20 protein-coding genes are annotated in these 25841 nt (G+C 57.0%); 1 reads left to right on the top strand and 19 read right to left on the bottom strand.

The genetic code is table 11. The annotated features are described in order from the left end of the window. Positions 1-7: 7 nt before the first annotated feature. From MWU60_RS17825 to dctP, 16 genes are all read right to left on the bottom strand, one after another. Positions 8-373 carry a hypothetical protein gene (locus MWU60_RS17825; protein ID WP_247228748.1) on the bottom strand — a complete coding sequence of 122 codons (366 nt, stop codon included), beginning with the start codon at positions 371-373 and terminating at the stop codon, positions 8-10. Further along, complete coding sequence (locus MWU60_RS17830) at positions 370-6474, bottom strand: filamentous hemagglutinin N-terminal domain-containing protein (protein WP_247228749.1); 6105 nt, start codon at positions 6472-6474, stop codon at positions 370-372. The genes MWU60_RS17825 and MWU60_RS17830 overlap by 4 nt, the downstream gene beginning before the upstream one ends. Positions 6475-6488: 14 nt before the next feature. After that, positions 6489-8060, bottom strand: a complete 1572-nt coding sequence (locus MWU60_RS17835; RefSeq protein WP_247228750.1) for a ShlB/FhaC/HecB family hemolysin secretion/activation protein — start codon at positions 8058-8060, stop codon at positions 6489-6491. 20 nt (positions 8061-8080) lie between these two features. Continuing rightward, positions 8081-8887, bottom strand: coding sequence for a tetratricopeptide repeat protein (locus MWU60_RS17840; RefSeq protein ID WP_247228751.1), 807 nt, complete (start codon positions 8885-8887; stop codon positions 8081-8083). Positions 8888-9039: 152 nt separating this feature from the next. Continuing rightward, a complete protein-coding gene (locus tag MWU60_RS17845) occupies positions 9040-10287 on the bottom strand; it encodes a caspase family protein (RefSeq protein WP_247228752.1) in 1248 nt (415 codons plus the stop codon). 80 nt (positions 10288-10367) lie between these two features. Next, positions 10368-10751, bottom strand: a complete 384-nt coding sequence (gene mnhG, locus MWU60_RS17850) for a monovalent cation/H(+) antiporter subunit G (RefSeq protein WP_247228753.1) — start codon at positions 10749-10751, stop codon at positions 10368-10370. Further along, positions 10748-11035 (bottom strand): K+/H+ antiporter subunit F, encoded by a 288-nt coding sequence (locus MWU60_RS17855; RefSeq protein ID WP_247228754.1) that lies wholly within the window; start codon positions 11033-11035, stop codon positions 10748-10750. The genes mnhG and MWU60_RS17855 overlap by 4 nt, the downstream gene beginning before the upstream one ends. After that, positions 11032-11532, bottom strand: a complete 501-nt coding sequence (locus tag MWU60_RS17860) for a Na+/H+ antiporter subunit E (protein WP_247228755.1) — start codon at positions 11530-11532, stop codon at positions 11032-11034. The genes MWU60_RS17855 and MWU60_RS17860 overlap by 4 nt, the downstream gene beginning before the upstream one ends. Position 11533: 1 nt before the next feature. Continuing rightward, on the bottom strand, positions 11534-13078 hold the full coding sequence (locus MWU60_RS17865; RefSeq protein WP_247228756.1) for a monovalent cation/H+ antiporter subunit D: 1545 nt from the start codon (positions 13076-13078) through the stop codon (positions 11534-11536). Next, the gene (locus MWU60_RS17870) at positions 13075-13431 is read right to left on the bottom strand and encodes a Na+/H+ antiporter subunit C (protein WP_247228757.1); all 357 of its coding nucleotides are present in this window, start codon (positions 13429-13431) and stop codon (positions 13075-13077) included. The genes MWU60_RS17865 and MWU60_RS17870 overlap by 4 nt, the downstream gene beginning before the upstream one ends. A gap of 1 nt (position 13432) precedes the next feature. Further along, entirely contained in the window at positions 13433-16288 is a 2856-nt protein-coding gene (locus tag MWU60_RS17875) for a monovalent cation/H+ antiporter subunit A (RefSeq protein WP_247228758.1), read from the bottom strand. Between the two features lie 262 nt (positions 16289-16550). Further along, entirely contained in the window at positions 16551-18068 is a 1518-nt protein-coding gene (locus MWU60_RS17880; protein ID WP_247228759.1) for a malonyl-CoA synthase, read from the bottom strand. A gap of 16 nt (positions 18069-18084) precedes the next feature. After that, positions 18085-19332: a malonyl-CoA decarboxylase gene (locus tag MWU60_RS17885; RefSeq protein WP_247228792.1), complete on the bottom strand. Its 1248-nt coding sequence runs from the start codon at positions 19330-19332 to the stop codon at positions 18085-18087. Beyond that, entirely contained in the window at positions 19329-20645 is a 1317-nt protein-coding gene (locus MWU60_RS17890; protein ID WP_247228760.1) for a TRAP transporter large permease, read from the bottom strand. The genes MWU60_RS17885 and MWU60_RS17890 overlap by 4 nt, the downstream gene beginning before the upstream one ends. Beyond that, entirely contained in the window at positions 20645-21226 is a 582-nt protein-coding gene (locus tag MWU60_RS17895; protein WP_247228761.1) for a TRAP transporter small permease, read from the bottom strand. Before MWU60_RS17895 ends, MWU60_RS17890 begins: the two co-directional genes overlap by 1 nt. Positions 21227-21285: 59 nt before the next feature. After that, positions 21286-22275: a TRAP transporter substrate-binding protein DctP gene (dctP, locus tag MWU60_RS17900; RefSeq protein WP_247228762.1), complete on the bottom strand. Its 990-nt coding sequence runs from the start codon at positions 22273-22275 to the stop codon at positions 21286-21288. Between the two features lie 155 nt (positions 22276-22430). On the opposite strand from dctP, the gene MWU60_RS17905 reads away from it, so the two are divergent. Beyond that, positions 22431-23087, top strand: coding sequence for a GntR family transcriptional regulator (locus MWU60_RS17905; protein ID WP_247228763.1), 657 nt, complete (start codon positions 22431-22433; stop codon positions 23085-23087). A 179-nt stretch (positions 23088-23266) separates the two neighbouring features. Here MWU60_RS17905 and MWU60_RS17910 read toward each other — a convergent pair whose 3' ends face one another. Genes MWU60_RS17910 through MWU60_RS17920 form a run of 3 tightly spaced genes read right to left on the bottom strand, consistent with a single transcriptional unit; the run spans position 23267 to position 25832 of the window. Further along, the gene (locus MWU60_RS17910; RefSeq protein WP_247228764.1) at positions 23267-24178 is read right to left on the bottom strand and encodes a calcium/sodium antiporter; all 912 of its coding nucleotides are present in this window, start codon (positions 24176-24178) and stop codon (positions 23267-23269) included. After that, positions 24178-24777 carry a histidine phosphatase family protein gene (locus MWU60_RS17915; protein WP_247228765.1) on the bottom strand — a complete coding sequence of 200 codons (600 nt, stop codon included), beginning with the start codon at positions 24775-24777 and terminating at the stop codon, positions 24178-24180. The genes MWU60_RS17910 and MWU60_RS17915 overlap by 1 nt, the downstream gene beginning before the upstream one ends. Beyond that, positions 24777-25832, bottom strand: a complete 1056-nt coding sequence (locus tag MWU60_RS17920) for an ABC transporter ATP-binding protein (protein WP_247228766.1) — start codon at positions 25830-25832, stop codon at positions 24777-24779. Before MWU60_RS17920 ends, MWU60_RS17915 begins: the two co-directional genes overlap by 1 nt. Between the last annotated feature and the right edge of the window lie 9 nt (positions 25833-25841).

Here is a 25841-nt window from a genome sequence, read left to right on the forward strand (position 1 = left end):
GAACAGGTCAATCAAGCCAAAAATCTTCGTCTTGAGTACATAAATACTGGCCATCCGAAATCACGCTTATCCAGCCACGGACAGGGTAAAAAAGCGAAAGTGACAAGATACCAAAGACACCCTTGTCAATAGGCGACAGTGTTACTGTCGCGTAATTATCGTGAGAAAAATTTGACCCTCCATAAGCTGGTGCAATTGCATCAATTTTCTGCTGATCCCAGCTCGACGCGCTAGCAATCGCATTAAACAATGGGTTTGAAAAGTATAGCTTTAGGGTGCCTTCGCCGATCCAAAATCGGCAAGGTATATCTTTTTGCTTAAGAGCCTCGATACAATTAAGTTCCTCAGGAAAGTCGGCTCTAATCTCGATCATTGTCTGGTTCTCACTACGTCACCGCTGAAATTCTGCTGAAATGTTGCCTCTGGACTGAAGTATTGTTGCCCATGTGGATCGCGAATAGCTACTACTCTTTGCCCTTGACGGACAGTGACACCATCCACAACAACCCAGTGAGAGAAGCCGTTATCACCAGTTATCCTGACGATCACTGGTTTGCCATTTTGTGTCAATGTTTCAATCAAGTCAACGCGACCTGCGCCTACGTTGCCTCCAACAGCCTTCACACCATTTTGACCTAGAAGCGCAGCTAGATCATCACGAGTTGTTCCCCGTTCACCAGTTTGCCGTATCAAAGCTGCAGGATCTAAGTTCTCGCCTGTTGTTGATGTCAACATAGCACAACTGTGTTGACCGCAAGTCGGGACATTTCCTTGAGCATCAAGCACGCGATCACCGTTTCGTATCAGCGCGTCAGCCGTAAGTGGGTGATCTGGGTGCGTTTGCCGAACCACTATTGGAGTGTCATCCAAAACTCTTACAGTCGGAGATGCACCACTTAAGTTGTCAATTGTGCCAACAACCTTGCCGCCCTTGACGATCGCAATACCACCTGCACCCACTTCGACAAGCATCGCGCCGACGTCCAGCCAGCTTTCCACCTCGCGTGCTTGTGACTCAGACAAACCAGCGGCTTCCCCAAGTGCCTCATACGGGTTTTCGATTGCCTGACCGGTGTAAAGCGTGGCCGCACCGTCCGCCAATTCATCTGCTGATCCCACGGTGCCGGCACCAACAGCCACAACGCAAAGTGTGCCCGCCGAGAAATAGCAGGTCACAGCGACACCCCCAGCGGCCAATGCCCCCATGCCAACGTTCATGCCTCCATCGAACCGCGCAGCACGTGCCGAAATAGCAGCATGGGCTTCTGCGACCGTCTTTGTGCCTTCTTGGACGGCACGCATTTCTTCGACAATTAACGCGTCAAGGTTTCTGCCCCACTCAAGGTCACGGCTGAGTGTTTCCGAGCCGACAGTGACCTTTTCAGTGCCATCGAACCAGCTGGCATTGTGCCAATCCAAGAACTGATCGGCGTCATTGATCATACGGCTACAGTCAGTACTCAGCGTGGCACCGGAACACGCCGCCATCATAGCGCGGGTGTTCTGTAGCGATATTTGTTGAAGTATGCCGAGCGCACCATCTAAAGCAGTTGTGACATCCTGCCTTTCCTTTGGAGAAACGCTGCCTTGCTGCGATATGAGATCGAGCATCCCCGCATCATCAAGAAGGTTCTTCAACTCGTCAGAGGCCGTACAATTGGCCCCTTGTAGGATACGGCAAAAATGTACGAAGTCTTCAAATGCGTCTTGCGCCGCGATCAGCTTGTCCGCCTGTGCCCGCTGCTCTGTTGTCAGATAGTTGTTCTGGAACGCTGATGTTGCATATTCTTGCGTCGCATTGACGTTTTCCGCCTTGCCGCTGGACAAGACCCAGCCAACCGTAGCACTGACAAGCGTCAGGTCTCTGGTGTGACCTTCTTTCCATGCTTGGTATTCAAGCGTTCCAGGAGTTGGCGCATCGCCCGCAACAAATTCGAGATAGAGTTGCTCTGTCAACGCCCCAACGACGCCGGCTTCGCAGTTGGCACCAGTTGCTTCCGCCACCACACAACCCAGAGCGGCGTGACTTAGGACATTCTCCGCGCTGCCTCGTGCGAAATTCGCGCCAATCCCCGTTTGGAAATCCGCCATCACCATAGTGATGGAACTGCTCCGCATGCTGCCGGTGAAGCTGTCGAGGAAGTCGGCGTCTTCGTAAACCGCCACTGTCAGCCCTGCCGTCAGTGTCGCGTCGATCCCGTTCTCGACCAGGGCGGCGAAGGTGAGCCCTTCGCCAAAGCCTACGCTTTCCGTGGCCCAGCTCATGCCGGACCAGTCACCACCAAGCGTCTTGAGGTTCACACTTGCCGTCAGCCCGGCGCTGACCCCTGCGAAGGCTGCTTCGCCAAGGATGTCGCCCACATCAATGTCGCCCGCGACCGCACCATCAAGCGTGCCGACGATTGCGCTCGCGGCGGCGGCGTTCACGGCCAGACCTGTGTTTGTGACAGTTGCGGCTGCCGTGGCTGTCGCCTGTGTGGTCATCCCCAGTTGCCCGGCAAGCCCGCCGACCCCGGCAAGCCCCTGCGTGACCACAATCGTCAGCAGCGCTTTGAACGCGGGGCTGAGTGCTTGCTTCTTTTCGTAGAAGCTGTAGCTGACCAGCTCAATCGGGTCGTTGATTGTGCTGTCGCGGCCCAGAACGCCGCTCAGATAGGCGTATTCCGCCCCATCCGCGCCTGTTGGCAGTGCGACCTGCCGGACAAGGAATTCACCTTCTTCCGACCATTCGCCGCCTTCCCGCCAATGCGGATCGTCGCTGGCAGTCTCTTCTTCTGTCACGGGCTCTTCATCCGTGCCCAGATAGGCGTCAGCGATATTCATCCGCCCGCTGTCTTCGCTCTCAGCCGTCCAGCCACCGGCCTGAATGCTGTCGATCAGCGGATTGCGCACGCCTGCCAGTATGATCCGGGAGTTGACGTCGAAGTTGACCCCGCCTGCGGCCTCAATCGCGTTGAAGGTCACGTTTTCGGTCAGATCTTCGGACCGAATGTCGGTCATGATGACGCCGTTGTCTTTGTGCTCAGTCAGGCTGTGGTATTCGATGTCAATCGCCGCAAGCAAATACGTGGTTCCGGTGACCTTGGTCACGAACTCTCCGCCTGCGTTGAAATCAACGGCCGTCAGTGTCAGGTCAGCGCCAGAGTTGATGGCGATGTCGCCTGCCGTGTTCGCAACCGTGCCAACGCTGTCGGTGATCAAGGAGCGTTTATCGCGTGAGTTCGTGATCAACCCGCCCAGAAGGCGTGTGCTTTTGTAGCTGGAACTGGCCCGCACATCGGTGGGTGCCGTAAACGCAGAGCCGCCATTGACGGACACAAGCGACAATTGCCCCGGTGCAAGATCACTGTTTGCAACACCCGGTATCGTAAACCGGCTGCCTTCCACGAGGATATTGTTATTGGCTACACCCGTGATGGATGCCCCGGTGATCGCGGTTGTGCGATTTGTGATGTTCAGTGTCTGCTCGCGCCGGATTTTCTTGCGGAAGAATCCACCCTTTTTGCGGGCGTAATCGCGGAAATACACATCGGCGACCGACGCGAGGATCAGGTCCCCATCTTGTGCGATCAGGCCGACATTGCCGCCTGCTGTGACATTCGCGCCTTCCAGCACGATATCGTTTTGCCCCGGCACATTGCCCGAAGACAAAATGGTAATGTCGCCACCTGCACTTAGACTTGTGGTCAGGTGGTCAAACCGTTCGATCCGGTTGCGGTTCGATCCACTGGTCTTGCCCGTTTCTGAGGACAGCGCCAAAGCGCCAATGGTGATGTCGCCACCAGCCAGCAGCGTGATGTTGTCGCCTGCGCTGATCTGCGCTCCGGCAGTGGTGATCGCGTCACGAGCTGTCAACACAATGGTGCTGCCTGCGGCAAAGGTTGCCGTTTGCAATGCGCGGTCTTGGCGGTCGGTCCAGCTTGCGCCACGGAATTGCGGCAACCGGACCAGACGGATGCCTTGTTCGGTCACCACCGTCCGTGCGTCTGTCACGATTTCGATGTTATTGCCGACGACGGCGATGTTTTCTGCCGAGATCGTGCCGCCGGTCGATCGGAACGTATCGCTGACCGCGATGCTGATCGTCTCGGTGGCCCGGATGTTGCCCGCATTGTCAAAATTGCCTGTGTTGAAATTGACATTCTGCCCGGTGATCATCGCGCCACTCAGACCCGCAAAACGGATTTCGGGATTGGCGAGATAGACCTTCGGTGCCAGCACCCTTTGTCCATCAACAACGGTTTCTTCCAGCCAAATGATGTCGCTTGTCAGCGCGCCGATCTGGTCGGGGGTCAACGCCACGCCAGGTGTCAGGTCAAGGTTTTCCAGCGCGTTGATCGCATTGTCATACATCGCCTGAATTTGGGCGCGTTCGTTGATCCCTGTGATCAGCACCAACTGTCCCAGCAATTCCTGTAGTTGCTTGCGGATGAACAAGGCTTCGGCATAGGCATCGCCAAAGCGTTTTAGCTCTGGGTCATATTCGATGATCTCAAGGAAGTAATCGGACGACAGGAATGCATCGAGGTCGACAAATTCAGGCCGCGTTTCGACCAGAAACTCTGCGTCGGGGTCCACATTGACTACCAGCAGGTCAGGGTTACCGATCGAATCCACATCCACATCCGTAAGATCGGTATTCGTAGGCCCTGTGATAACAACAGTGTTGTCTCTGTAGGCCCCGTTGTTGATATAGCCCGATACGTTACCATTGATGTTGCCGCGTGCTTCAATCGTTCCAAAAACAGCGCCAACAAACTCGCCGCTTGGTCGATAGGCGTTCAGCCCTACGTTATCGAGTAGATTTACATTGATGTTAATATTGCGACCCGCCGATATCAGGCTGTATTCATTCCTGACAGCGCTGCCGGTCAGGTTGATATCACGCGCTGAGATAATCCTGGCCGCTTCGCCCCGTTCGGTGATCTGGCCCGCAACTGTGATTGGATCAAAGCAAGTGTCGCCGGTGCATTCCTGAACGGCGTCACTTCCTGTTTCCTGCGTTAGGGCTCCATCGACCAGCGGCGCTTCGCGCAAGTTGCCAAAGGTGACCGCCGCAATGCTGATATCGCCTGTGATCGTTTCAACCACACCGCCAAACTGATTGGTGAACGCGGTCGCCAAAGCATTGGTGTCACCCCGGATCGCAACGCTGCCATTGGCGATGATGCTGCCGCCATTGTTGAAGATTGCAGCGTCGCTGCGCAGCGTGACGTTTGTATCGCCAAACATCAGGCCTTCATTGGTCAGATCAAGGCTGGTGGTGACCAGCAGACCGCCATCGGTCGAGGCCAGCGTGCCAAAGTTGTGCAGGCTTTCCACGTCGATGTTGACGTCCTGAACGGCAACCACATCCGCATCGCGTCCGACACGAAACGCACCGGCGACATCAAAGTCAAAGCGAGTCGCTGCGATCTCGGCACCGTTGCCCACATTCAGATCACCACCTGTCGTCAGGATGGCAGTACTTTCGGCAACCAAGTTGGCGTTGGCGGCCAGCACCAGATCTTCGGCGCTGGTGACGTTGACGGTTTGCGCAACCACATCGCCTTGGATTTCAACCCGGTCGTTGCTGCGCACAGTCACATTCTGGCTGGCGGTGGCGTTGTTCATCACCAAGCGCCCGTCTGCGGTGATTGTCATACCACCGGCATTCGCCGCCATATCATCCGGCGCGCGAACGCCCACCCCTTCCTCGGTCGAGGTAATCGTGATGGAATTGGCAAACATACCGCCAAAGGCGGTGGAATCAATCGCCAAGCCGGACATGGCTGGCCCAGCATCTGTTTTTGGCGTTGGCTCACCAGTCGCATAGAGCACGTCATTCCGCCCTGCGATCACCCGGATACGCTGACCTGTCACAGCGCCAGCGACGGTGATCTGGCGCGAAATCAGATCAAAGGTTGTGGTATCAGAAGCATCAAGCCCGGCTCTGCCGATCTGGATTGCACCGTTATCAACCGAAAACCCAGTGAGTGTGCCACCGTTGATCGTCGGGCTGCCGGTCGTCAGCGTTGCCCGGTTGGTGCTGATAAACCCGCAGCCGTTGCAGGTGATCCCATTGGGGTTGGCGACGATGACATCGGCCTGCTGGCCTGCAACCTCAAGAAAGCCATTCAGCGCGGATGGATTGTTCGATGTCACCTCATTGAGGATGATACTGGCCGCACCATTTTGAAGATTGCTGTTGCCCTGCACCACACCGGCAAGGGCGGTATCGGCATAGTTGGTGTCGACGTTGTTAAGGATCGCACCCCCCGGGCCAACCCCGAATTCGGTATAGGTGTTATGTGACAGACCGTTGGCACCGGGCGTGTTGATCATCACCATCGGTGTGCCGTTGGGTGCCGCGATCACTTGCGGGCCGCTGCCATCGGCGACAATCGACTGGGCCATGATCGGCTGGGCGCTGATCAGTGCGATACAAAGCGCTGAGACCGCATTATTCAGATATTTTGTCATCTTGCGTGTCATAATACGAACCTTCATCAAAATCGGGCTGAAAGAGAAGCAATAAAAATTCCGTCGGGTGGTGCATCGTCATTGGGCATGCGCAGCACTTCTTGATAGCCCAGATCAATCGAAACAGTGCCGCCGACCGTCCGCAGACCGACCGCCGACCCCACCAAAGGCCGCGCCCGATCACTGTTATCGACCCGGACCGCACCGGCGTCCAAAGCAGCATAGGTCTGCAAACTGCCAAAGAGCTTGGTCGCGCCAACCTGAGGCGTCCACGCCACGTCGTTGCGCCAAACAGCCCCAGCGTTGCCTGCAAAAAGGCCTGCATCCGTCGCGTCAAAGTCCAGCGTCTTGGCACCGCGCACCGAAGACAAGCCACCGACGGTCAGCGTGTAGGCCCCGTAAAGCGCGTCATCACTGTATTGGCCGCGCAGCACGCCGGTATAGCTGATCTGGCTGGTCTCCAACTGCCACGGGCGGAAATAGCTTAGCTCAAAATCACCCAGTTCAAACTGGGGATCAGAGCTTGAAAACGTATCATCTGGCTCTTCCGCGCCAAAAGCGGGAATGCCCTGTTCATAGCCCACCCGCGCCGTCATGCTGCCGCCCCAGAGGCTGCGCTCATGCTCCAGATCAAGCCGTGCGCTGGCTAATGTGCGGCTGGAGGCGTTGATCTCGATTTCGGCAATCCGGTTGACGTTGTCGCGGTATTCTATCGTGCCGGACAGGATCGTTTTGCTGTCCTGATTGCGGTGCATCACGCGGGACAATTCGATATCGGCCGAATGGGTCCAGCCGTCCGTGCCAATCGTCGTGATCGGCCCCAAAGTGTCCGTTTCATAGCTGGAGTATTTGTAGTTGCCCATCAGCGCCCAACGCCCATAGGGAAACCGCACTGATCCACCGATGTTTTCGGTCGCCGCCCCGCCTGTGTCGGACGAAAACGGAAACTCTTCTGTCCCGCGCGTATAGCTGAGTGACCAGCTTTCGTTCAGTCCCAACAGGTGATCATAAGTCAGATCAAGCGTACCCAGATATTCACCGCTGCCTTTGGTGCCTTGGTTGTTGGCACCAATCCGCGCGGTCCAGGGACGCTCAGCCGTTGCCGTCACCTCAAGCACGGATTGCCCTTCCTCTTCGCCTGCCCCGATTTCCATCGTTGCGTTATAGGCGGGCATGGAGCGGATGATTTCCAACCCCTGCTCAATCTCGCGCAGGTTGGCGGATTTGCCGATCAGGTTGGGGAATACGATCGCTTCCCACAGGGGGCGGTCCTCGCCATTGAAGGTGACGGCGGATAATTCGCCCTCGACCACCGTGATATCCAGAGACCGGTCCGCGATGTTTTGTTCCGGCAGGTAGGCGCGCGCGGTGACATAGCCTTTGTCCACGTAAAGGAACGTAATCGCTTCAAGGGCCGCATTGATCCCTGCGATATCCAGACACTGCCCACGAAAAGGGGCAAGGGCCGCGTCAGTCTCAGCAGGGCTGAGCAATGTGATGCCCGTCACATCAATCGTATCAATCGGGATGCAGTTGACCTGCGCCTGTGCGGCACTGGCCAAGAGCCCGAACGCCCCGCCAAGGGCGGCATATCTCATGCTATGATCCACGGCAGCGATCAGTTCTCGCCGCCAACGCTCTCTTCCAGAATGCGCGCTTCGGTCCATTCACGCGCCAAGGCCTGACCGGCGGCGACTTGTTCAGCCGTCAACTGCGCCTCGATTTCATCGCGCAGCACGCCAGCGTCGGCAAGGCCACGCACGACAGCAAGGTTGGCGTAGGAATAGGCGGTCACCGGATCAGGCGATGCGCCGATCATCAGCAGTTTGGCGTATTCATACATGCCGCCGGCATTGCCCAGATCGGCGGATTGCTTCAGATGCACTGCGGCCTGTTCGATGTTGCCAGTCTCAAGCGCGGTCTGCCCCAGCACGTTCATCGCCAGAATGTTGCCTTGGTCTGCGGCGCGCTGCCAATATGACAAGGCCAGCACGTCATCGGCGTCCACACCGCGTCCGGCGCGGTAGGCCAGACCACAGTTCAGCTGGCCATCCGCATCGCCCGCATCGGCGGCTTCACACAGCAGCCGGGTGCCTTCCACATAATCGCGCAACAGGACGCGGCCTTCGTGGTACATCAGCCCCAGACGGACCTGCGCCTTTGTTGATCCACCCTCGGCGGCGGCAGAGTAAAGGTTGGCGGCGCGCATTTCATCCTGCTCGGTGCCCAGACCCAGCTCAAACAAGCGGCCCAGATAAAACGCGCCTTCTCCGTCGCCTGCTTCGTAAGCGGCGGCAAATTCAGTCGCGGCGCCAGACACATCCCCTGCGTTTAGTAGCTCAACACCTTGTGCGACATCAGCAGTCGCGGGGATTGTCCACAAAGTGGCAACAAAAGCTATGGAAATAGCAGGAAAATAACGCATATCAGACCCGATCAATGTATGGATTTATGGCACTTGTAAAACAACCACGAAGGGAATCGTCAACAGCCTATTAACTATTTCGGAACTTCGGCAAAGATATGGCAACACACAGGGAAACGCTGTGCAGGCAATGGTCTATATGGGTGCTGACCCTAGTTCCCAAGCGCGCTTAGCCGGGTGGTGTACGATTGCACAAGGCAGGCAAGCGATGCGCCACAGGTGTCGCGCGCAGTTAACCAACGGCGCTGCTCCGACAACAGCCTGTCGCGTTGATTCGCGCTCAGCGACTGACGACGGGCTTTGTAGGACATCTCCAGCTCCAGATCCAAAGTTGCGAGTTCATCATTTGCACAGATAGCCCGCTCTGTTTGGGTCCTTGCGTTTACACACCACGCCGGACGCGGCGCGGGTTCAGCGGGCTGCGGTTGGACCGCAGGCGTTCCAAGCTGCGATATCCGCTCGCTCGCCAAGGCTGCATATGCCGTTCCAGAATACTGTTGCGCAAACAATCTGAGCGCATCAACCGAATTGCTATTCTTGAATGCCTCCCAGGCCTGCGCCGCTTCGACATTTCGATTTTGCGGCAGCGGCTGAACAACCACCTGCGCCGTACCGCAATCAGGTAACAGGCAAGCAGCACCGATAACTTCATCATAGTAAGCAGGCCTTTGTGGATGGCCTACGCCCGCAGCGTCCTGATTGACCAGTTGCTGAGTGCGCTTGAAGGCCGATTGCAAATCCTGTGGTTTTGCCAGCTCAGCCAGAAAATGACGGGTGAAAACGGAATAGGTAGCGGGGTCAGTGTTGGACAGGCTATCAAGTGCGGTCTGACCAGCACCCGCCGAGAAGGCAACAAATGTGCCTGTCGGTGCTTCAACCGGTGCCAGTCCCCGCGCCAGACCAACAGATCGTGTCCCCTGGGTTGCCGCAAACGGATTGTCGCGACAGGCGTCGATAATAGCGAGCGTTAAGCCCGCACCGCGCTTTGTGATCTCATCTATGATCCCATTGGCACCATTGCGCAGTGAAAAACTTTCGCGGGCAAAAAGTGTTTCGGACCCAGCGGCGCGCATATCAGTCGGGATCAGGAAATTATCGTTCCCGTCGCTCCAGCCGTGGCCCGCAAACACAAAAGCCACGGTATCGCCGGGTGCGATCCGATCAAAAAAGGTGGCCAGTTCAAAGCTCATGTCTGGTCTTGTTAGATCGGTACGCATGGTCACATCGAAGCCCAGCGACTGAAAAAGCGATTGATATCCCGCGGCATCCGACCGGGCTTTGTCCAGATCAACGAGGTTGGCGTAAGTGTCATTGCCAATGATCAAAGCAATTGATTTTGCGGCAACAATCCCCGGAGCCAACACGAAAATGAAGCTGAGTAGAATAATCAAACGACGCATAATTGCGCTCCTCAAGCCTTGGAAAATAAGGATGAGACTAAATCCAGCCAGATCGTTTGTATAGATTGCGGGCCGCGCCCCTACTTCTGCGCGACCGCGTCACCGTCTTCGACAGGGGCGTTCAGCGTTGACCATGTGTCATCGCGCGGCGGCTCTGGCGGTGTGTCGCAGGCGCGGCGGTGGATGTTCACTTTGGCGATGAAGTTTGCTGAAATCGGGGCCGTGACGAACAAAAACCCCATGATCAGCAATTCATGGGTCGATGGTTCACCAATATCAAATGAATGAATAATCGAGGCGATCAGCAACATGCCGATGCCTACGGTGCCGACCTTGGTGGGGGCATGCAGCCGTGTCATGGGATCGTTGAATTTCAACAGCCCAATGACCCCAACCAGCACAAAGCCCGATCCAATGATCAAGGACAGGCAGACGAAATAGGTTCCGATAATCTGAGGTGTCATTCGATGATGTTCCCCCGCAAAATGAACCGTGCCAGCGCCACGGTCGATACAAAGCCAAGCATGGCAATCAGCAATGCGATTTCAAAATAGATCTGCACGCCTTGGTGAATGCCCAGCACGACCACCAGACCCAGCGCATTGATCACCATCGTGTCCAGCGCAAGGATCCGGTCGCCTGAGGTCGGCCCCAGAACCAGCCGGACCATCGACAGCACCTGACCAAGGGCCAGCGACAGAAAGGTGATCGCCAGTGCGACGTTGAGAAACTGCAAAGCAAGGGTCATGAGAAAATCTCCAGCAGGCGGGCCTCGTACCGGGTTTTGATGTCGTCACGGACCGCATCGGGGTCATCAGTGTGCAGCACATGCACCAGCAGGCTATGCCCCTGATCTGACAAATCAGCCGAAACCGTGCCCGGTGTCAGCGTGATCGTCCCTGCCAGCATCGTAATCGCCTCAGGTTCACGCAGTTGCAGCGGCACGACAATCCACGCCGGTTTCAGCTTGGATGTCGGCACTGTCAGCACGATCCACGCGACCTCAATGTTTGCGACGATGATGTCCCAGATGACCACAAAGCTGTAGCCGATCATCTTGCCGGGCCTGAACCCTTTGGGCGTGTCCGGCCACCAGATCGACGTGCTCCATGGGATGATGATCCCAAGGATGAACCCAAAGACAACCATCCCCGCAGAGAGTTCGTTTTGCAGCAGCATCCAGACGATTGTCAGGATCAAGGTCAAAAGAGGGTGCGGCAAAAGCCAGTTGAAAGCGCGTGCCATTCTAGTGATCCTCCTCCTTCTCGGTCGGGTCGCTCAGCTTGCCCGGCGTGTCCACCACGGTTGAGATATAGGGCTCTGGCGCGAACAATTGTGCGGCGATGGTGGTGGTATAGCCATGCACTTGCCCTGCGAAAATCGTATGGGCGGCCAGCATTGTGATCAAGCCACCGACAGCGACATATGACATGGTTGCAGGTGGCGGCGGCGCAGCTTCGGTTGCGTCCACGCTCTTTGCTTTCCAGAACAGAATGCTACCCGCCCGTGCAAAACCGACAATGCTGATCAGGCTGGACCCCAGCACAATCGCCCAGATCCAGACCATCAGGTCTGTGCCGTAGGCCGCATCCAGCACCAGCAGTTTGCCCAGAAACCCGGACAGCGGCGGCAGGCCTGCCATTGCAATCGCGCCAATAAAGAACAGCCCCGCCGTCAGCGTGGCCCCTGATACCGGTGGCTGCGGTGTCAGTTCCAGATTGCTGCGGCCTGATCGCACCAGATCGGTGATCAGGAACAAGGCCGCCCCGGCCAAGGTGGAATGCACGATGTAATACAGTGCGGCCGCGATCCCAACGGGGCTGAACAGCGCGATCGACACCAGCACCATACCCATCGACCCGATGATCGAAAACGCCACCAGCCGGTCCAGCTGTTTGGCGGCCAGCACCCCGATCATGCCAACCGCAAGCGAGATCAGCGCGGCAGGCAACAGCCACACATCATGCAAGCCGGACGTCACTGCCAGATCAGGCGGGAAGATCAGCGTATAGACCCGGATAATCGCATAGGCACCAACCTTGGTCATGATCGCGAATAGGGCCGCAACCGGGGCCGGTGCCTCGGCATAGCTGGAGGGGAGCCAGAAATGCAGCGGGACAAGTGCGGCTTTGATCGCAAAGACCAGCAAAAGCAGCACGGCGGCGACACGAATACCGACCGTTTCATCAGGCGTGATCAGCGTCACGCGGTTCGCCAGATCAGCCATGTTCAGTGTGCCCGTCTCGGCGTAGATCGCGCCAAGCGCAAAAAGAAACAGGGTCGAGCCAATGAGGTTGAACAGCACGTATTGCACGCCCGCCCGCAGCCGTTTGGTCCCACCTGCGTGGATCATCAGACCGTAAGATGCGATCAAAAGCACCTCGAAGAACACAAAGAGGTTGAACAGATCGCCGGTCAGGAACGCACCCAAGATGCCCATAAGCTGAAACTGGAACAGCGCATGGAAATGCCGCCCCCGGTCGTCCCAGCCCGAACTGATTGCATAGACCAGTACAAACAGCGCCAGCACGACGGTCAGAAGCACCATCATGGTCGATAGCCGGTCACCGACCAGAACGATCCCAAACGGTGCCGCCCAATCGCCCAGCTGATACAGCATGATTGTGCCGTCAGAGGTATTCCAGGCCAGCGCGCCTGAAATGACGATCAGCGTCAGAACGCCTGCGATGGAAAACACACGTTGAATACCAATGTGATAGCGCGCCGCCAGCACAATGAAGGGCGCCAGCAGTGCGGGCAGCACCACGGGTGCGATCAGCCAATGGGTCATGGTGTGCCCTCCGGCGCGTCATCGGATCGGTCAGGTTGGTCATCCACATGATCGTCGTCAGACCCAAGGAAGGCCCCCAGCCCGATCATCACCACCACAGCCGTCATCCCGAATGAGATCACGATAGCCGTCAGCACCAACGCTTGTGGCAGCGGATCGGTATAGGTCGTGATGTCATCACGCAGCACAGGCGGCGCACCGACCACCAGCCGCCCCGAGGTGAACAAGAAGATGTTCACCGCATAAGTCAGCAACGAGATGCCCAAAATCACCGGGAAAGTGCGCAATCGCAGCACAAGATATATCCCGGCGGCCGTCATGATGCCGATGGCGGATGCGATCAGCAGTTCCATGTCACACACCCTCCTTGAGGTCTTCGCGGGAAGGGTCAATATCCATCGGGTGCAGGACCTGCGGTGCATCCGCCCGGCGCGCGAGCCGTGAGAAGCTTTCAAGCGACAGCATCACGGCACCCACAACGGACAGGAAAACACCCACATCAAACAGGGCCGCCGTCGCCAGCTCAAACTTCTCGAACGGCGGAATACGCACATAGGTAAAGTCAGAGGTCAGGAAGGGTTTATCCACAAACCAAGAGCCGATGCCCGTGAACCCGGCCACCAGCACACCTGCGCCAATGACGCCGTGATAGGGGTATTTCAAACGCGCCGAGGCCCAGGAAAAGCCGCTGGCCATATATTGCATCACCATCCCAATCGACACGATCAAACCGGCGATGAAACCGCCCCCCGGTTCATTATGACCGCTGAGGAAGATGTAGAAGCCAACCATCATCACAACCGGCATCATGCCGCGCGTCAGGACCACCATCATCATCGGGTGCATATCGCCCGCGCGCGGCTGATCCGGCCTGCGGTTGAGCAGCTTTGCGCCCACAGGGCCACCCAGCAGGGTCTCGGTCAGGGCGTAAATCAACAAGGCCGCGATGCTCAGCACGATAATCTCGCCGAAGGTATCAAAACCACGGAAGTCGACCAGAATGACGTTGACCACATTGGTGCCGCCGCCGCCTTTGTAGGAATTGGCCAGATGGAATTCGGATATCGACGACGCCACCGGATCGCGCAGCATGTAATGATAGGCCAGCGCAAAGCTTGCCAATCCACCCGCCGCCGCAACACCCACATCGCGGACCCGGCGCAGGACCGAGCTTTCAATCGGTGTGCGGTTGGGCAGGAAGTTGAGGGCCAGCAGCATCAGGATGATCGTCACCACCTCAACTGTGAACTGGGTCATCGCCAGATCAGGCGCGCTGAGGAAGACAAAACCGATGGATACCATCAGACCGACAATCCCGATCAGGATCAGCGACAGGAAGCGATTGCGGTGCAGGAACACCATGCCAATCGTGGCCGCAACCAGCATACCCCAGCCGGAAATCAGAACCGGATCAGCCGGTTGCAGCGCGTGGGTTGGTGCGCCAATGGTGCCCGTGGTCCACGCGTAATAGCCCGCCACGACAATCGTGATCGTTCCCACAGCGGCGTAACGCGAAAACGCACCATTATGCAGCGGCAGGATCAGCGCTTGGGCCAGTTTCGCGGCGGCCTCGACGATGGTTTCAAAGATCACCTTGGCCTCGGGACGTGGGGTATTCTCCCAAATGCGCAACGCCGGGGTGAAGATCGCCAGCATCACCAAACCGCCCACAACGGCGATGATCGACATGTAAAGTGCAGGCACCAGCCCGTGCCAGATTTTCAAATGCGCCGAGGGCATTTCGGCGGCACTGCCCAGTACGGATGCGGTGACCAGTTTGACAAAGGGTTCGGCCACAAACGGGGCCACGCCGATCACAACGACAGGGATGATCAACAAGGCAGGGGGCAACCACAGGCCCGCACCGGGATCATGCGGTTTGGCCGGATAGTCATCGCGAACCGGGCCAAAGAACACATGCCCGATCAGGCGGAAACAGTAAGCGGCAGAGAAAAGCGAACCAAACGTCGCCAGAACAGGCACCAGCCACGGGCTGTTGAACAGTACCGTATGGTTGGCCTCTTCCAGCATCATTTCCTTGGACAAAAACCCATTGAGCAGTGGGATACCCGCCATCGACAATGCAGCCAGCGACACGATCATAAAGGTGATCGGCATCAGGGTGCGCAAGCCCCCCAAGCGCCTGATATCGCGAGTATGTGCTTCGTGGTCGATGATGCCTGCGGACATGAAAAGCGCCGCTTTGAACGTCGCGTGGTTGAGGATGTGAAACACCGCCGCCATCGCCCCAAAGGCCGTGCCAGTGCCCAACAGCATCGTGATCAGCCCCAGATGACTGACGGTTGAGAAGGCCAGCAAGGCTTTGAGGTCGTGTTTGAACAGCGCAATCACCGCGCCCAGCACCATTGTGATCAACCCGGCGCTTGTGACGATCACAAACCATTCGGGCGTGCCCGACAAAACCGGCCACATCCGTGCCATCAGGAAGATACCGGCCTTCACCATCGTGGCCGAGTGCAGATAGGCCGACACAGGCGTCGGGGCTGCCATTGCGTGCGGTAGCCAGAAGTGGAACGGGAATTGCGCAGATTTCGTGAAACAGCCCAGCAGGATCAAGATCAGCGCAGGCACATAAAGCGGATCGGCCTGAATCAATTCGCGGTTTTGCAAAATGACGCTCAGGTCATAGCTGCCCACAATCTGCCCAAGGATCAGCATGCCACCAATCATCGCAAGCCCGCCCATGCCGGTCACGGTCAGGGCCATGCGCGCACCTTGGCGGCCTTCGGGCAGATGTTTCCAATAGCCGATCAGCAGGAAGGACGATAGCGACGTCAGCTCCCAGAAAATCAACAAAAGCAGGATGTTATCGGATAGGACGATCCCCACCATCGCGCCTTGGAACAGCAGAAGATAGGTGAAAAACTCGCCCATATGGTCCTTGCTGCTCAGATACTGGCGGGCGTAGGCGATGATCAGAAGGCCGATACCAAGGATCAGCAGGGCAAAGAAAAAGCCCAGACTATCCAGCATCAGGGTAAAGTTCAGGCCCAAAGCGGGCATCCAATCGACCCGCGCCATCACGACATCCCCTGCCAGAATGGCGGGCAGGTTGGTCAGCAGGCCAATAAAAGCGGCCAATGTAACGGTAAACGTGACACCTGCTGTCGCAGAGCGTCCTGCGGCATTCATCAACCCCGGCAGCAAAGCACCAAAGAAAGGCAAGGCGACAATAAAAAAGAGGGACACGAACACTCCTGCGCGGCTAGTTTTGCCAATTTGCGCAGAAGTTTACCAAAGTTGCAAAAGGTGAAATGCGTTTTTTGCTCTGCGGCAAGTAAGTTACGCGGCAGGCCGGGGTTCAAAAACGGGAAATCTTGTGGTGTGGAGGTACCAGATAATTGGCGCAGCGTACGCTGTTTTCCGCATTGTAACCCTATGCACTACTGGCACAAACCACTGATATGTCGTGAAAACGCCGCTGATGGCGTGAATTTAATGGGCCCTGACCCTAGGTCGTAGAGAATATCTCACGATAGCGATCGCGCAGCACGTTCTTCTGGACCTTCCCCATCGTATTGCGGGGAAGCTCGTCGATCACAATCAGTTCGCGCGGGTGTTTGAAACGGGCGAGTTTGTCACGCACGGCGTCAGCGATTGCATCCGTTTGAGGCGTTGCACCCGGTTCTGCTACCAGAACACCCAAAACCGTTTCGCCAAAATCTGCATGGGGCACCCCTATCACGGCACTTTCAAGCACGCCGGGCTGCGCATCCAGAACCAGTTCAATCTCTTTGGGGTAGATGTTGTAACCGCCCGATATAATCAGATCCTTGTCGCGCCCAACGATGTGAACATACCCGTCATCGTCAATGCGCCCCAGGTCACCCGTGATAAAGAAACCATTGGCCCGTAGTTCTTCCGCGGTCTTTTCCGGCATTTGCCAATAGCCTTGGAACACATTCGGGCCACGCACCTCGATCACGCCAACCTCACCTTGTGGCAGCTCTGCACCGCTCTTGGGGTCGCATACTTTCAGGTCCACCCCCGGCAGCGGAAAACCTACCGTCCCGGCCCGGCGTTCGCCCTCATAAGGGTTTGAGGTGTTCATGTTGGTTTCGGTCATGCCGTAGCGTTCAAGGATACGGTGCCCGGTGCGCGCCTCAAACTGAACATGCGTCTCTGCCAAAAGAGGGGCAGAACCGGAAATAAACAACCGCATGTCCCGCACCAGATTGCGGGTGAACCCGTCATCATCCAGAAGGCGCGTATAAAATGTTGGCACCCCCATCATCGCCGTGGCCATCGGTAGCTTTTCAATCATCGCATCGGTGTCGAACTTCGGCAGGAAGATCATCGCACCGCCAGCAATCAGCGTCACGTTCGTCGCCACAAAAAGCCCATGCGTGTGAAAAATCGGCAACGCATGCAGCAAGACGTCGTCGGCCGTGAACCGCCAGTGTTCCGCCAGCGTGCGAGCGTTTGAAAGAAGGTTGGCCTGCGTCAGCATTGCGCCTTTTGATCGGCCCGTTGTGCCCGATGTATAAAGAAACGCCGCCAGATCATCAGCCCCGCGCGCCACGGTCGGGTAGGTGTCGGGCTGGCTCTTGGCCTGATCCATCAGGCGACCGGTGCCATCGCCGTTCAGCGTCAGCAGCTGTGCGCCAAGCCGGTCGGCCACCGGTTGCAGCCCGTCTGCGCCAGCACCGTCGCAGACAACCATCCGTGCGCCGCTATTTTCGATAAAGTAGGTCAGTTCATCGACCGTATAGGCCGTATTCAGCGGCAGAAACACAAGCCCGGCCTGTGCGCAGGCGGCGTAAAGCGCCAAGGCTTCCGGCGACTTCGCCACCTGTGCGGCAAGGCGGTCACCCGGTTGAAGACCCGCTTTGGTCAGCACATGTGCGATGCGGGCCGCCATTGCCAAAAATCCGGCATGTGTGATCGTACCCCCATCCGGCAAATGAAGAAACGGCGTGATCTTACCAGCGTGGATGCCAAAAAGCGTGTCGTAGAGTGGATTTGTCATATTAGATGTCGTTTCCTCAGGCTGCGGCGTTCCGAGCAGCGGCTGCCAGCGCGCGTACTTCAGCCGAGGCGGCGATCGCGTGATCGACCGCAAAACGTTCGTGGTTTTGCGATACTCTTGCAAGGTCATACAGATAATTGACCATCGCGCCGCGCGATTGGGCAATACCCTTTTCCGACATATCTGCGTTGGCGCTGACCTGATGGATCAGCGCACCGTTTCCAAGGTGGAAGCGGGCGACAGGGTCACGCGGCAGACCATCGCGCTGTTTGACGTCCAGCAGGTAGTAGGCGGCGAGGCTGCGAATGCGTTCGTCATCGTCGGGTTTGGCAAGGACATCGTTTTCGGCCAGCCAATCAGCCAGCCCCGGAATGGGCGACAGTGTCACGAAAGTCTTTAGCCCCGGCAGTTCCATAGCAAGGTCGGCAGCGACCTGTTTGATCAGTGAGTTTCCGAACGAAATGCTGGCCAGTCCCGCCTGACAATTCGAGATTGAATAAAAGACAGCCGTGTCAGCGGCTTCTGCCTCGATCATCTTACGGCTTTCGGCAAGCACGCCTTGAACCGAAACTGTCACGCCTTGCGTCAGGGCGACCTCGACGAAAATCAGTGGCTCGTCTGGTATGGCGGGATGGAAGAATGCAAAACAGCGCCGGTCAGACGGTTCAAGGCGCCGACGCAGGTCGTCCCAACTGTCGATCTGATGGACCGCCTCATAAGCGATAATCTTATCCAGAATATGCGCCGGGCTTTGCCAGTTGATGGGGCGCAGCACCAAAAACCCACGGTTGAACCAACTGGCGAAAAGGTGGCGAAAATCAATGTCGAGCGCTTGCAACGCATCAACACCACGCCCCAGACGCAGCAGATCAGCGCGCATCGCAACAAGCGCGCCGGTGGCCCCCGGCACCTGATTAAGGCGCCGGATCAGCTCTTGGCGTGGTGGTTCGGCGGCCTGCATGAACGCGCGGTAAGTGGCCTTGGTATGCGCTGCCTCATAGGCCTCTAACGCCTGATGCACGTCAGGCGCATTGATGTTCATGTCGCGGGCAAGGTGATGGAAAAAGGCCAGTTTGGCATCATCATCCATTTCGTCATAGCGGCTCAGAAGGTTGCGCGCGACCGTCGTGCCTGACACCTCGCCTGACGCACCAATCAGATCGGTCGTCAAATCTGCAATTGGCCGGTCATCGCGCTGCCCGGCCCGGCCCGGCCGCAAGCGTCTTTCAAACACTGTCGAAAGAAGATCAGCCAGAAGGGTCATATCGTCGGTCCCATCACGGCGTCCGGAAGCCATGTCGCAATACCCGGAAAGATGCACAGCAGAATGATCGCCACAACCATGCAGGCAACATAAGGCAGTGAGCCCATCAGAATGGTCTTGAGTTTGATATCCGGCGCAATGCCGTTGATGACATAAAGGTTCAGACCCACAGGCGGCGAGATCAGCCCGATTTCCATGTTGATAGTCAGGATTACGGCAAACCAGATCGGGTCAAATCCTGCCGTCGTGATGATTGGCAGCAGGATGGGTGCGGCCATCAGGATCACAGCAACTGGCGGCAAAAAGAAACCGGCAATCAGCAAAAAGACGTTCACCGCCCCCATCAGCACCCAAGGGTTTACATCCAGTGTGCCAATCCAGGCTGCGATGGACTGCGTGATGAAAAGCGATGACAGCATATAGCTGAACACGCCTGCCGCTGCGATGATAAACAGGATCATCACCGACTCTTTGGTACTGTCGCGCAGCACGACCCAAAGGTCCTTGGGGTTCCACAGCCTGTAGATCACCATCGCGATAACCAGACACAAAAGCGCGCCAACGGCTGCGGTCTCGGATGGTGTCGCAATGCCCCCATACATCGCATAAAGCACGCCGATGATGATCGCCAGGAACGGCAGAACACGCGGCAGGATCTCGAATTTTTCACGCCACGTGTAGGTGGTCGAAGACAGCACATCCATATTGCCCGACCGCCATGTCGAATAAAGCGACCACGCCATAAAGAGGCCGACCAGCATCAGGCCGGGAAAGACACCGGCAAGAAACAAGCGACCAATCGAGGTCTCGGTGGCGATGCCGTAAACGATCATCGTGACAGACGGAGGGATCAGGATACCCAGCGTGCCGCCCGCCGCGATAGACCCCGCCGCGACCCCATCAGGATAGCCGCGCTTGCGCATCTCGGGGATGCCCATCTTGCCGATGGCTGCACATGTTGCCGGGCTTGATCCCGACATGGCCGAAAACAGCGCGCAGGCACCAAGGTTTGAAATGACAAGCCCGCCGGGCACACGGGTCAGCCAGCGTTCCAGCGCCTCATAAAGATCCGCGCCCGCTCGCGTCGATGCAATGGACGATCCCATGATGATAAACATCGGGATCGACAGAAGGGCGAAATTGTTGAGCTTGCCGAACAAAATCTCGGGCATCAGTTCCAACGACCGCATGCCGTCAAAGATGATCAGGAACCCGGCCGAGACAACCAGCAGCCCAAGGGCCACCGAAATGCCGGAAAACAATATCAGGATCGTGAAAATGGCGACCAAAGCGCCCAACAACAGCGGATCCATCAGAGTTCCCCCGCCGTGCGGGAAGCAAGCCCGTCGTCGTTTCCAAGGCCGAAAGGGTCCTCGATGCCAAGCAGCACGGCAACCAGATCGGCAATCAGTTGCAGCATCAAAAGGGCAAATCCGACAGGCAGCGCCAGATAAGGTATCCACAAACGCACACCCCAGACCGTGTCCGAGCGCCAGTTACGGTCCCAGGCAAAGTGCCAGTATTCATAGCCATAGTAGAGCATCACGCCGACGATTATGATCGACATCGACATGGTGAATACGAACAGAGCAAACCGCGCCTTAGGTGCCAGCCAGATCGGCACAAGATCGACATTCACATGCCCGCGCAGATGCTGCACGTAGGGCAGCCCCAGAAGGGTGGCAGCAATGACAAGGTAAATCACTGCTTCAGTCTGCCAGATGGTCGACCCGTTCAACACAAAGCGGATGAAAATCATCTGGCAAGTGATGGCGACGGCAGCCACGATCATCGCAGCAGATGTCCATCCCGCCAAAGTGGAAATCGCTGCCACAAACCGCAAGAAACGGTTGTTACCGGTCTGCGCAACAGCGGTGCTTAGGTTGCCTGCCACCATAGCCTCCTGATTTTATTTGAAGAATAGGGCGGCGCAATCGCCGCCCTTGGGTGCCATCACTCCACGGACAGTGCCAGATCAAGCAGTTCCTGACCATCAGGCGTGTCTTCGATGAACGCCTTGTAAGACGTCTCTTGCGCCAGCGCGCGCCAAGCGTTGAAGTCTTCTTCGGACATTTCAGCGATTTCAACGCCGGCTTGTTCAAAGACTTCGCGGCTGGCCGCATCTTCTTTCTTGGCTTCTTCAAGATAGAAGGCTTCGGCGATGGCCGCGCCGTCCAACAGCGCCTGCTGCTGTTCTGCGGTCAGTCCGTCAAACGTTGATTTGTTGATCAGCAGCGGTTGATACATGAACCACAACGCGTAGTCACCCGCTGGGGTATAGCAGGATACCTGTTCATAGATGCGGTAGCTGACAAAGGATGACGACGACGTATTCGCGGCGTCCAGAACGCCTGTCTGCATTGCATTGTAGATCTCTGAAGACGCCATCGAGGCAATGGACGCCCCCGCACCTGCCAACATCTGCTCAAACGCGCGGCCCGCCGCACGGGTCTGCAAGCCAGCCATGTCGTCAGGCGAGGTGATGCAGGTTTCCTTGCCAGCAAAGCCCCCGGCAAGATAGCCATGGACAAGCACCATCACGTCGTCTTCCGCCATCTTTTCCTCGATCGCTTCCATGAACGGGCTTTCGTTCAGGCGTGCGGCGTGGTCATGGTTCTTCACCAATCCCGGCATCAGGGTCAGGTTAAATGCGGGTTGCAGACCGCCAGCATAGGACAATGGCAGCACTGTCATATCAAGCTGACCACGCGACAGCGGCGTGTATTGCTCGCGCGCTTTGAACAAGGATTGTGTCGGGAAAATGCGAATGTCGAGCCCGACATCGGCTGCGGCAACCTCGTCTGCGACGATCTGCGCGACCTGATGGCGTATGTCATTGTCAGACCATTGATGTGACAGGCGAAGTGACTGTGCCTGCAATGATGTCGCGGAGACAGCCATCATGGCAACAGCCGCTATCGTCGCTGTAAAAGCGGTTTTCATGGTATTTCCTCCCTTGATGGCACTCAGTAAGCGCCGATGGAGTATTTGTTGACCTTACGGTAATACATAGTCAAGTTTTTTGTATACAAGATCGAACTGTGTGTATTATTTGTAAGGTATACAGGATGTATCTGGGTCGCGAAGGAGCACCGACAATGGCCAATCGGCACGCGAACACCATCGCCGACGAACTGGAAGACATGATTCTTGACGGCACATTCGCTGACAATGACCGCCTTGATGAAGTACAGCTTGCCAAACGGTTTTCAGTGTCACGCACCCCGATCCGAGAGGCGCTACAGCGGCTCACTCAGGCGGGGCTTGTCGAGCTGATACCCCGTCGTGGTGCCTTTGTCCGTCAACCCGGCGCCATCGAACTGATCGAAATGTTCGAGGTGATGGCCGAACTCGAAGCTGCCAGTGCCCGTTTCGCCGCAATGCGTATGACAGATGCGGCGCTGGATGAACTAAACGCAGCGAACGGCAAATGCATGAAAGCAATGCAAGAGCGGGACGCCGACAGCTACTACCGCGAAAACGAACGCTTTCATCACATCATTTATGCGCAGTCAGGCAACAGCTTCCTTGAGGCCGAGGCCAAACGCCTGCACCGGCGGCTGAAACCTTTCCGGCGGTTGCAGCTCAGATTGCGGGGGCGGTTGCGGCAATCCATGTCCGAACATGAAAGCATTCTCGAAGCACTGACCAACGGCGACCCGGATATGGCCGCAAAGGTCACCCGACAGCACGTCGCCGTGCAGGGCGAGAAATTCCATCACCTGATCGCAACCCTCAAGATCGCCGCAGAATGACACGTACCGCATAAGAGAAAACACCCCGAATTTGGCGCAATCAAAGTGCCATGCGGCGTGGCATATTGGGCAAAGAACAGCGGCATGGCCCGATGTGCATTCGTACTGAATCTGGTTCTATTTCGATGGTGGCGTTTGGGCAGGTGCGATCAATCCGACCCGCCTTAAACGCATATGTATCAGACAATGAAAATCGCCAGATATGATGCGAGCATGACAGAGGCCTCTTTGCGGCTGAGCAGTAGATCGGTTCTCAGAAACGCTATCGTGGACAATGACGCCGCGATCATCATCGGAAGCCAGAACCCCAATATGCTTTCTGTCACGGTGATAGGTGCGACGATGGCTGCTCCACCAAGCACAATAGTGCTGTTGAAGACGTTGCTGCCCAGAATTCCACCCAGAATAATGTTCGCGTTGCGCCGTAGGGCTGCTGCGATACAGGATGCAAGTTCGGGCAACGACGTGCCCAGGGCCACGACGGTCAGTCCGATCAGTGCCTCTGATACGCCGAACCGGTTTGCAATCCCAATGGCCCCGTCAATAAAGAGATGTGCACCAAAAGGCAGCGCAACGAGCGCACAGATAGACATGATGACAGGGCCGCGAAGGCTTTCTGTCGCCAGTTCATCTGGCTCGTCTTGATCCGGGAGGGTTCGCCATCGCAAGATCAGATAGGCCGCCATCGCCACCACAAGCAATATGGCGTCAAGGCGTGATACGGTGCCGTCCAAGGCGACGAAGCAAAGCGCAATGGCAGCAGCCAACATCGCTGCGCCATCAATATGCAGAACGCGGCGGTCAACATTAAGCGGCGTGATAAGGGCCGCGACGGCGAGTACAAGAAGCAGGTTGGCGATATTACTGCCGACAACATTGCCCATCGCAATATCCGGTGAAGGAACAAGCATGGCATTGACGGCGACAAACAGCTCGGGGGCTGAGGTGCCGAAACCCATGACCACAAAGGCTACAATCACGGGTGGGACACGCAGATGCGCCGCAAGCCCCGTTACCCCGTCAACCAGCCAGTCCCCACCAAAATAAAGAAGCCCGCACCCGAGGGTCAGCAGTGTCAGCTCAACCAGCATCAGTCAGGTGCTCCAAACTCAAGGCTATCGGGCAGATAGTTGAACAACTCCAAACGCGGAGGTTTGCCGTTGCCCAGACGTAGCGCGCTCAGGCTTGCCGGAGCGACAGGTATGATGTGCGCCGGCGCGAGACCGACAAAATGTTGCAACAGGGCGCGGATAACGCCGCCGTGGCATACAACCAGCAGGTTTTGGCAGGGTATTTTGCGTTCTTGCTCGATCACCTGACTGACCCGCGTGACAAAATCTGCCCAACTTTCTCCGCCAGGTGGGGCGGCAGTTCCCGCGCGCCACGCTTGATAGGCCGCCTCGTTTTCGGCCCTGATGTCCTCAATGGCACGGCCGGTCCAATCGCCCACGTCGATCTCGCGCAGGCCCTGTGTCAGTTGCGCCGGATCAGTGCTGACGCGCTGTGCGGTTTCACTGGCCCGCCGTAGATCTGACGTGATCGCGCGACAAGGACCGATGTTGTCGATGACAGGACGCAACGCGTCAGCCTGCGATTTGCCAAGTTCGGACAGGTTGATGTCGGCCTGTCCTTGCAATCGCCGCGCGGCGTTCCACTCGGATTGACCGTGGCGAACCAACAGTAAACGCATCAGGCGATCCTTTCACCATCGGGGCCAAACCAACTATCCGGCTGGGACGGCAATTGAAAATGGACGGTATCGCCAATTCTGGCGTCAGGTGGGCTGTCGACGATGGCAGTCAGGCGTAGATCATCCCGCAACCCGGTGACCATGGTGCGCCCAGCAATGGCGCTGGTTTCGACCAACTCCATAGGGAGTGTTGTTTCGCCCTGTGCCTCTGCAAGGTTCATGTTTTCTGCACGGAACATCGCCATACAATCATCCGCTGGTGGGGTCAGTGGCATGTGGCGACCACCGACCTTGAACCCCGTGCTGTTCTTGACGATTGGCACCATGTTGTTGGGCGGTGTACCTACAAACGTAGCGACAAAAGCTGTTTCTGGCCGCTCAACAAGGTCCGCAGGAGCGCCGAACTGCTGGACGCGACCCTGGTTCATGACGGCGACATGGCTGGCCATAGTCATCGCCTCGATCTGATCATGGGTCACGTAAACCGTCGTGGCACCCGTCGCACGGTGCAGGCGCATCAACTCGGTACGCATCTCAACCCGCAGCTTGGCATCAAGGTTCGAAAGTGGTTCATCAAACAGCAGCACACCGGGCTTGGGCGCAATGGTGCGCGCAATGGCGACGCGCTGTTGCTGTCCGCCCGAAATTTCATTCGGATAACGGTCCGCAAGTTGCGCAATATCAAGCAAATCAAGGACTTCCTGAACCCGCGCATTGCGTTCTTCCTTGGCCATTTTCATCACCTTGAGAGGCCATTCAACGTTGCCTTTGACCGACATATGCGGCCAGAGCGCATAGGATTGAAAAACAAGGCCCGAGTTGCGCTTGGCTGGATCAACAGACCAGTCACGATCACCGTCCGAGACGGTTTGTTCGTCGAAGATAATCTGCCCTTCCGAAGGCAGCTCTAATCCCGCCAGCATGCGCAAGAGAGTCGTCTTGCCGCAGCCCGAAGGGCCAAGCAGAACCAGAAATGCACCGTCAGGAACCGTGATGGACACGTCTTTGACGGCCTCAACAGTGCCAAACCGTTTCGTAAGGTTGCGGATTTCCAACATATGAGA

This window comes from Yoonia sp. F2084L, from assembly GCF_023015625.1.
In the GTDB taxonomy this organism is placed as follows: Bacteria; Pseudomonadota; Alphaproteobacteria; order Rhodobacterales; family Rhodobacteraceae; genus Yoonia.

What these genes read in the sequence shown, in the direction of transcription:
- MWU60_RS17825 (WP_247228748.1), bottom strand. Translation starts at nt 373, where the DNA reads ATGATCGAGATTAGAGCCGACTTTCCTGAGGAACTTAATTGTATCGAG.
- MWU60_RS17830 (WP_247228749.1), bottom strand. Translation starts at nt 6,474, where the DNA reads ATGACACGCAAGATGACAAAATATCTGAATAATGCGGTCTCAGCGCTT.
- MWU60_RS17835 (WP_247228750.1), bottom strand. Translation starts at nt 8,060, where the DNA reads ATGAGATATGCCGCCCTTGGCGGGGCGTTCGGGCTCTTGGCCAGTGCC.
- MWU60_RS17840 (WP_247228751.1), bottom strand. Translation starts at nt 8,887, where the DNA reads ATGCGTTATTTTCCTGCTATTTCCATAGCTTTTGTTGCCACTTTGTGG.
- MWU60_RS17845 (WP_247228752.1), bottom strand. Translation starts at nt 10,287, where the DNA reads ATGCGTCGTTTGATTATTCTACTCAGCTTCATTTTCGTGTTGGCTCCG.
- mnhG (WP_247228753.1), bottom strand. Translation starts at nt 10,751, where the DNA reads ATGACACCTCAGATTATCGGAACCTATTTCGTCTGCCTGTCCTTGATC.
- MWU60_RS17855 (WP_247228754.1), bottom strand. Translation starts at nt 11,035, where the DNA reads ATGACCCTTGCTTTGCAGTTTCTCAACGTCGCACTGGCGATCACCTTT.
- MWU60_RS17860 (WP_247228755.1), bottom strand. Translation starts at nt 11,532, where the DNA reads ATGGCACGCGCTTTCAACTGGCTTTTGCCGCACCCTCTTTTGACCTTG.
- MWU60_RS17865 (WP_247228756.1), bottom strand. Translation starts at nt 13,078, where the DNA reads ATGACCCATTGGCTGATCGCACCCGTGGTGCTGCCCGCACTGCTGGCG.
- MWU60_RS17870 (WP_247228757.1), bottom strand. Translation starts at nt 13,431, where the DNA reads ATGGAACTGCTGATCGCATCCGCCATCGGCATCATGACGGCCGCCGGG.
- MWU60_RS17880 (WP_247228759.1), bottom strand. Translation starts at nt 18,068, where the DNA reads ATGACAAATCCACTCTACGACACGCTTTTTGGCATCCACGCTGGTAAG.
- MWU60_RS17885 (WP_247228792.1), bottom strand. Translation starts at nt 19,332, where the DNA reads ATGACCCTTCTGGCTGATCTTCTTTCGACAGTGTTTGAAAGACGCTTG.
- MWU60_RS17890 (WP_247228760.1), bottom strand. Translation starts at nt 20,645, where the DNA reads ATGGATCCGCTGTTGTTGGGCGCTTTGGTCGCCATTTTCACGATCCTG.
- dctP (WP_247228762.1), bottom strand. Translation starts at nt 22,275, where the DNA reads ATGAAAACCGCTTTTACAGCGACGATAGCGGCTGTTGCCATGATGGCT.
- MWU60_RS17905 (WP_247228763.1), top strand. Translation starts at nt 22,431, where the DNA reads ATGGCCAATCGGCACGCGAACACCATCGCCGACGAACTGGAAGACATG.
- MWU60_RS17910 (WP_247228764.1), bottom strand. Translation starts at nt 24,178, where the DNA reads ATGCTGGTTGAGCTGACACTGCTGACCCTCGGGTGCGGGCTTCTTTAT.
- MWU60_RS17915 (WP_247228765.1), bottom strand. Translation starts at nt 24,777, where the DNA reads ATGCGTTTACTGTTGGTTCGCCACGGTCAATCCGAGTGGAACGCCGCG.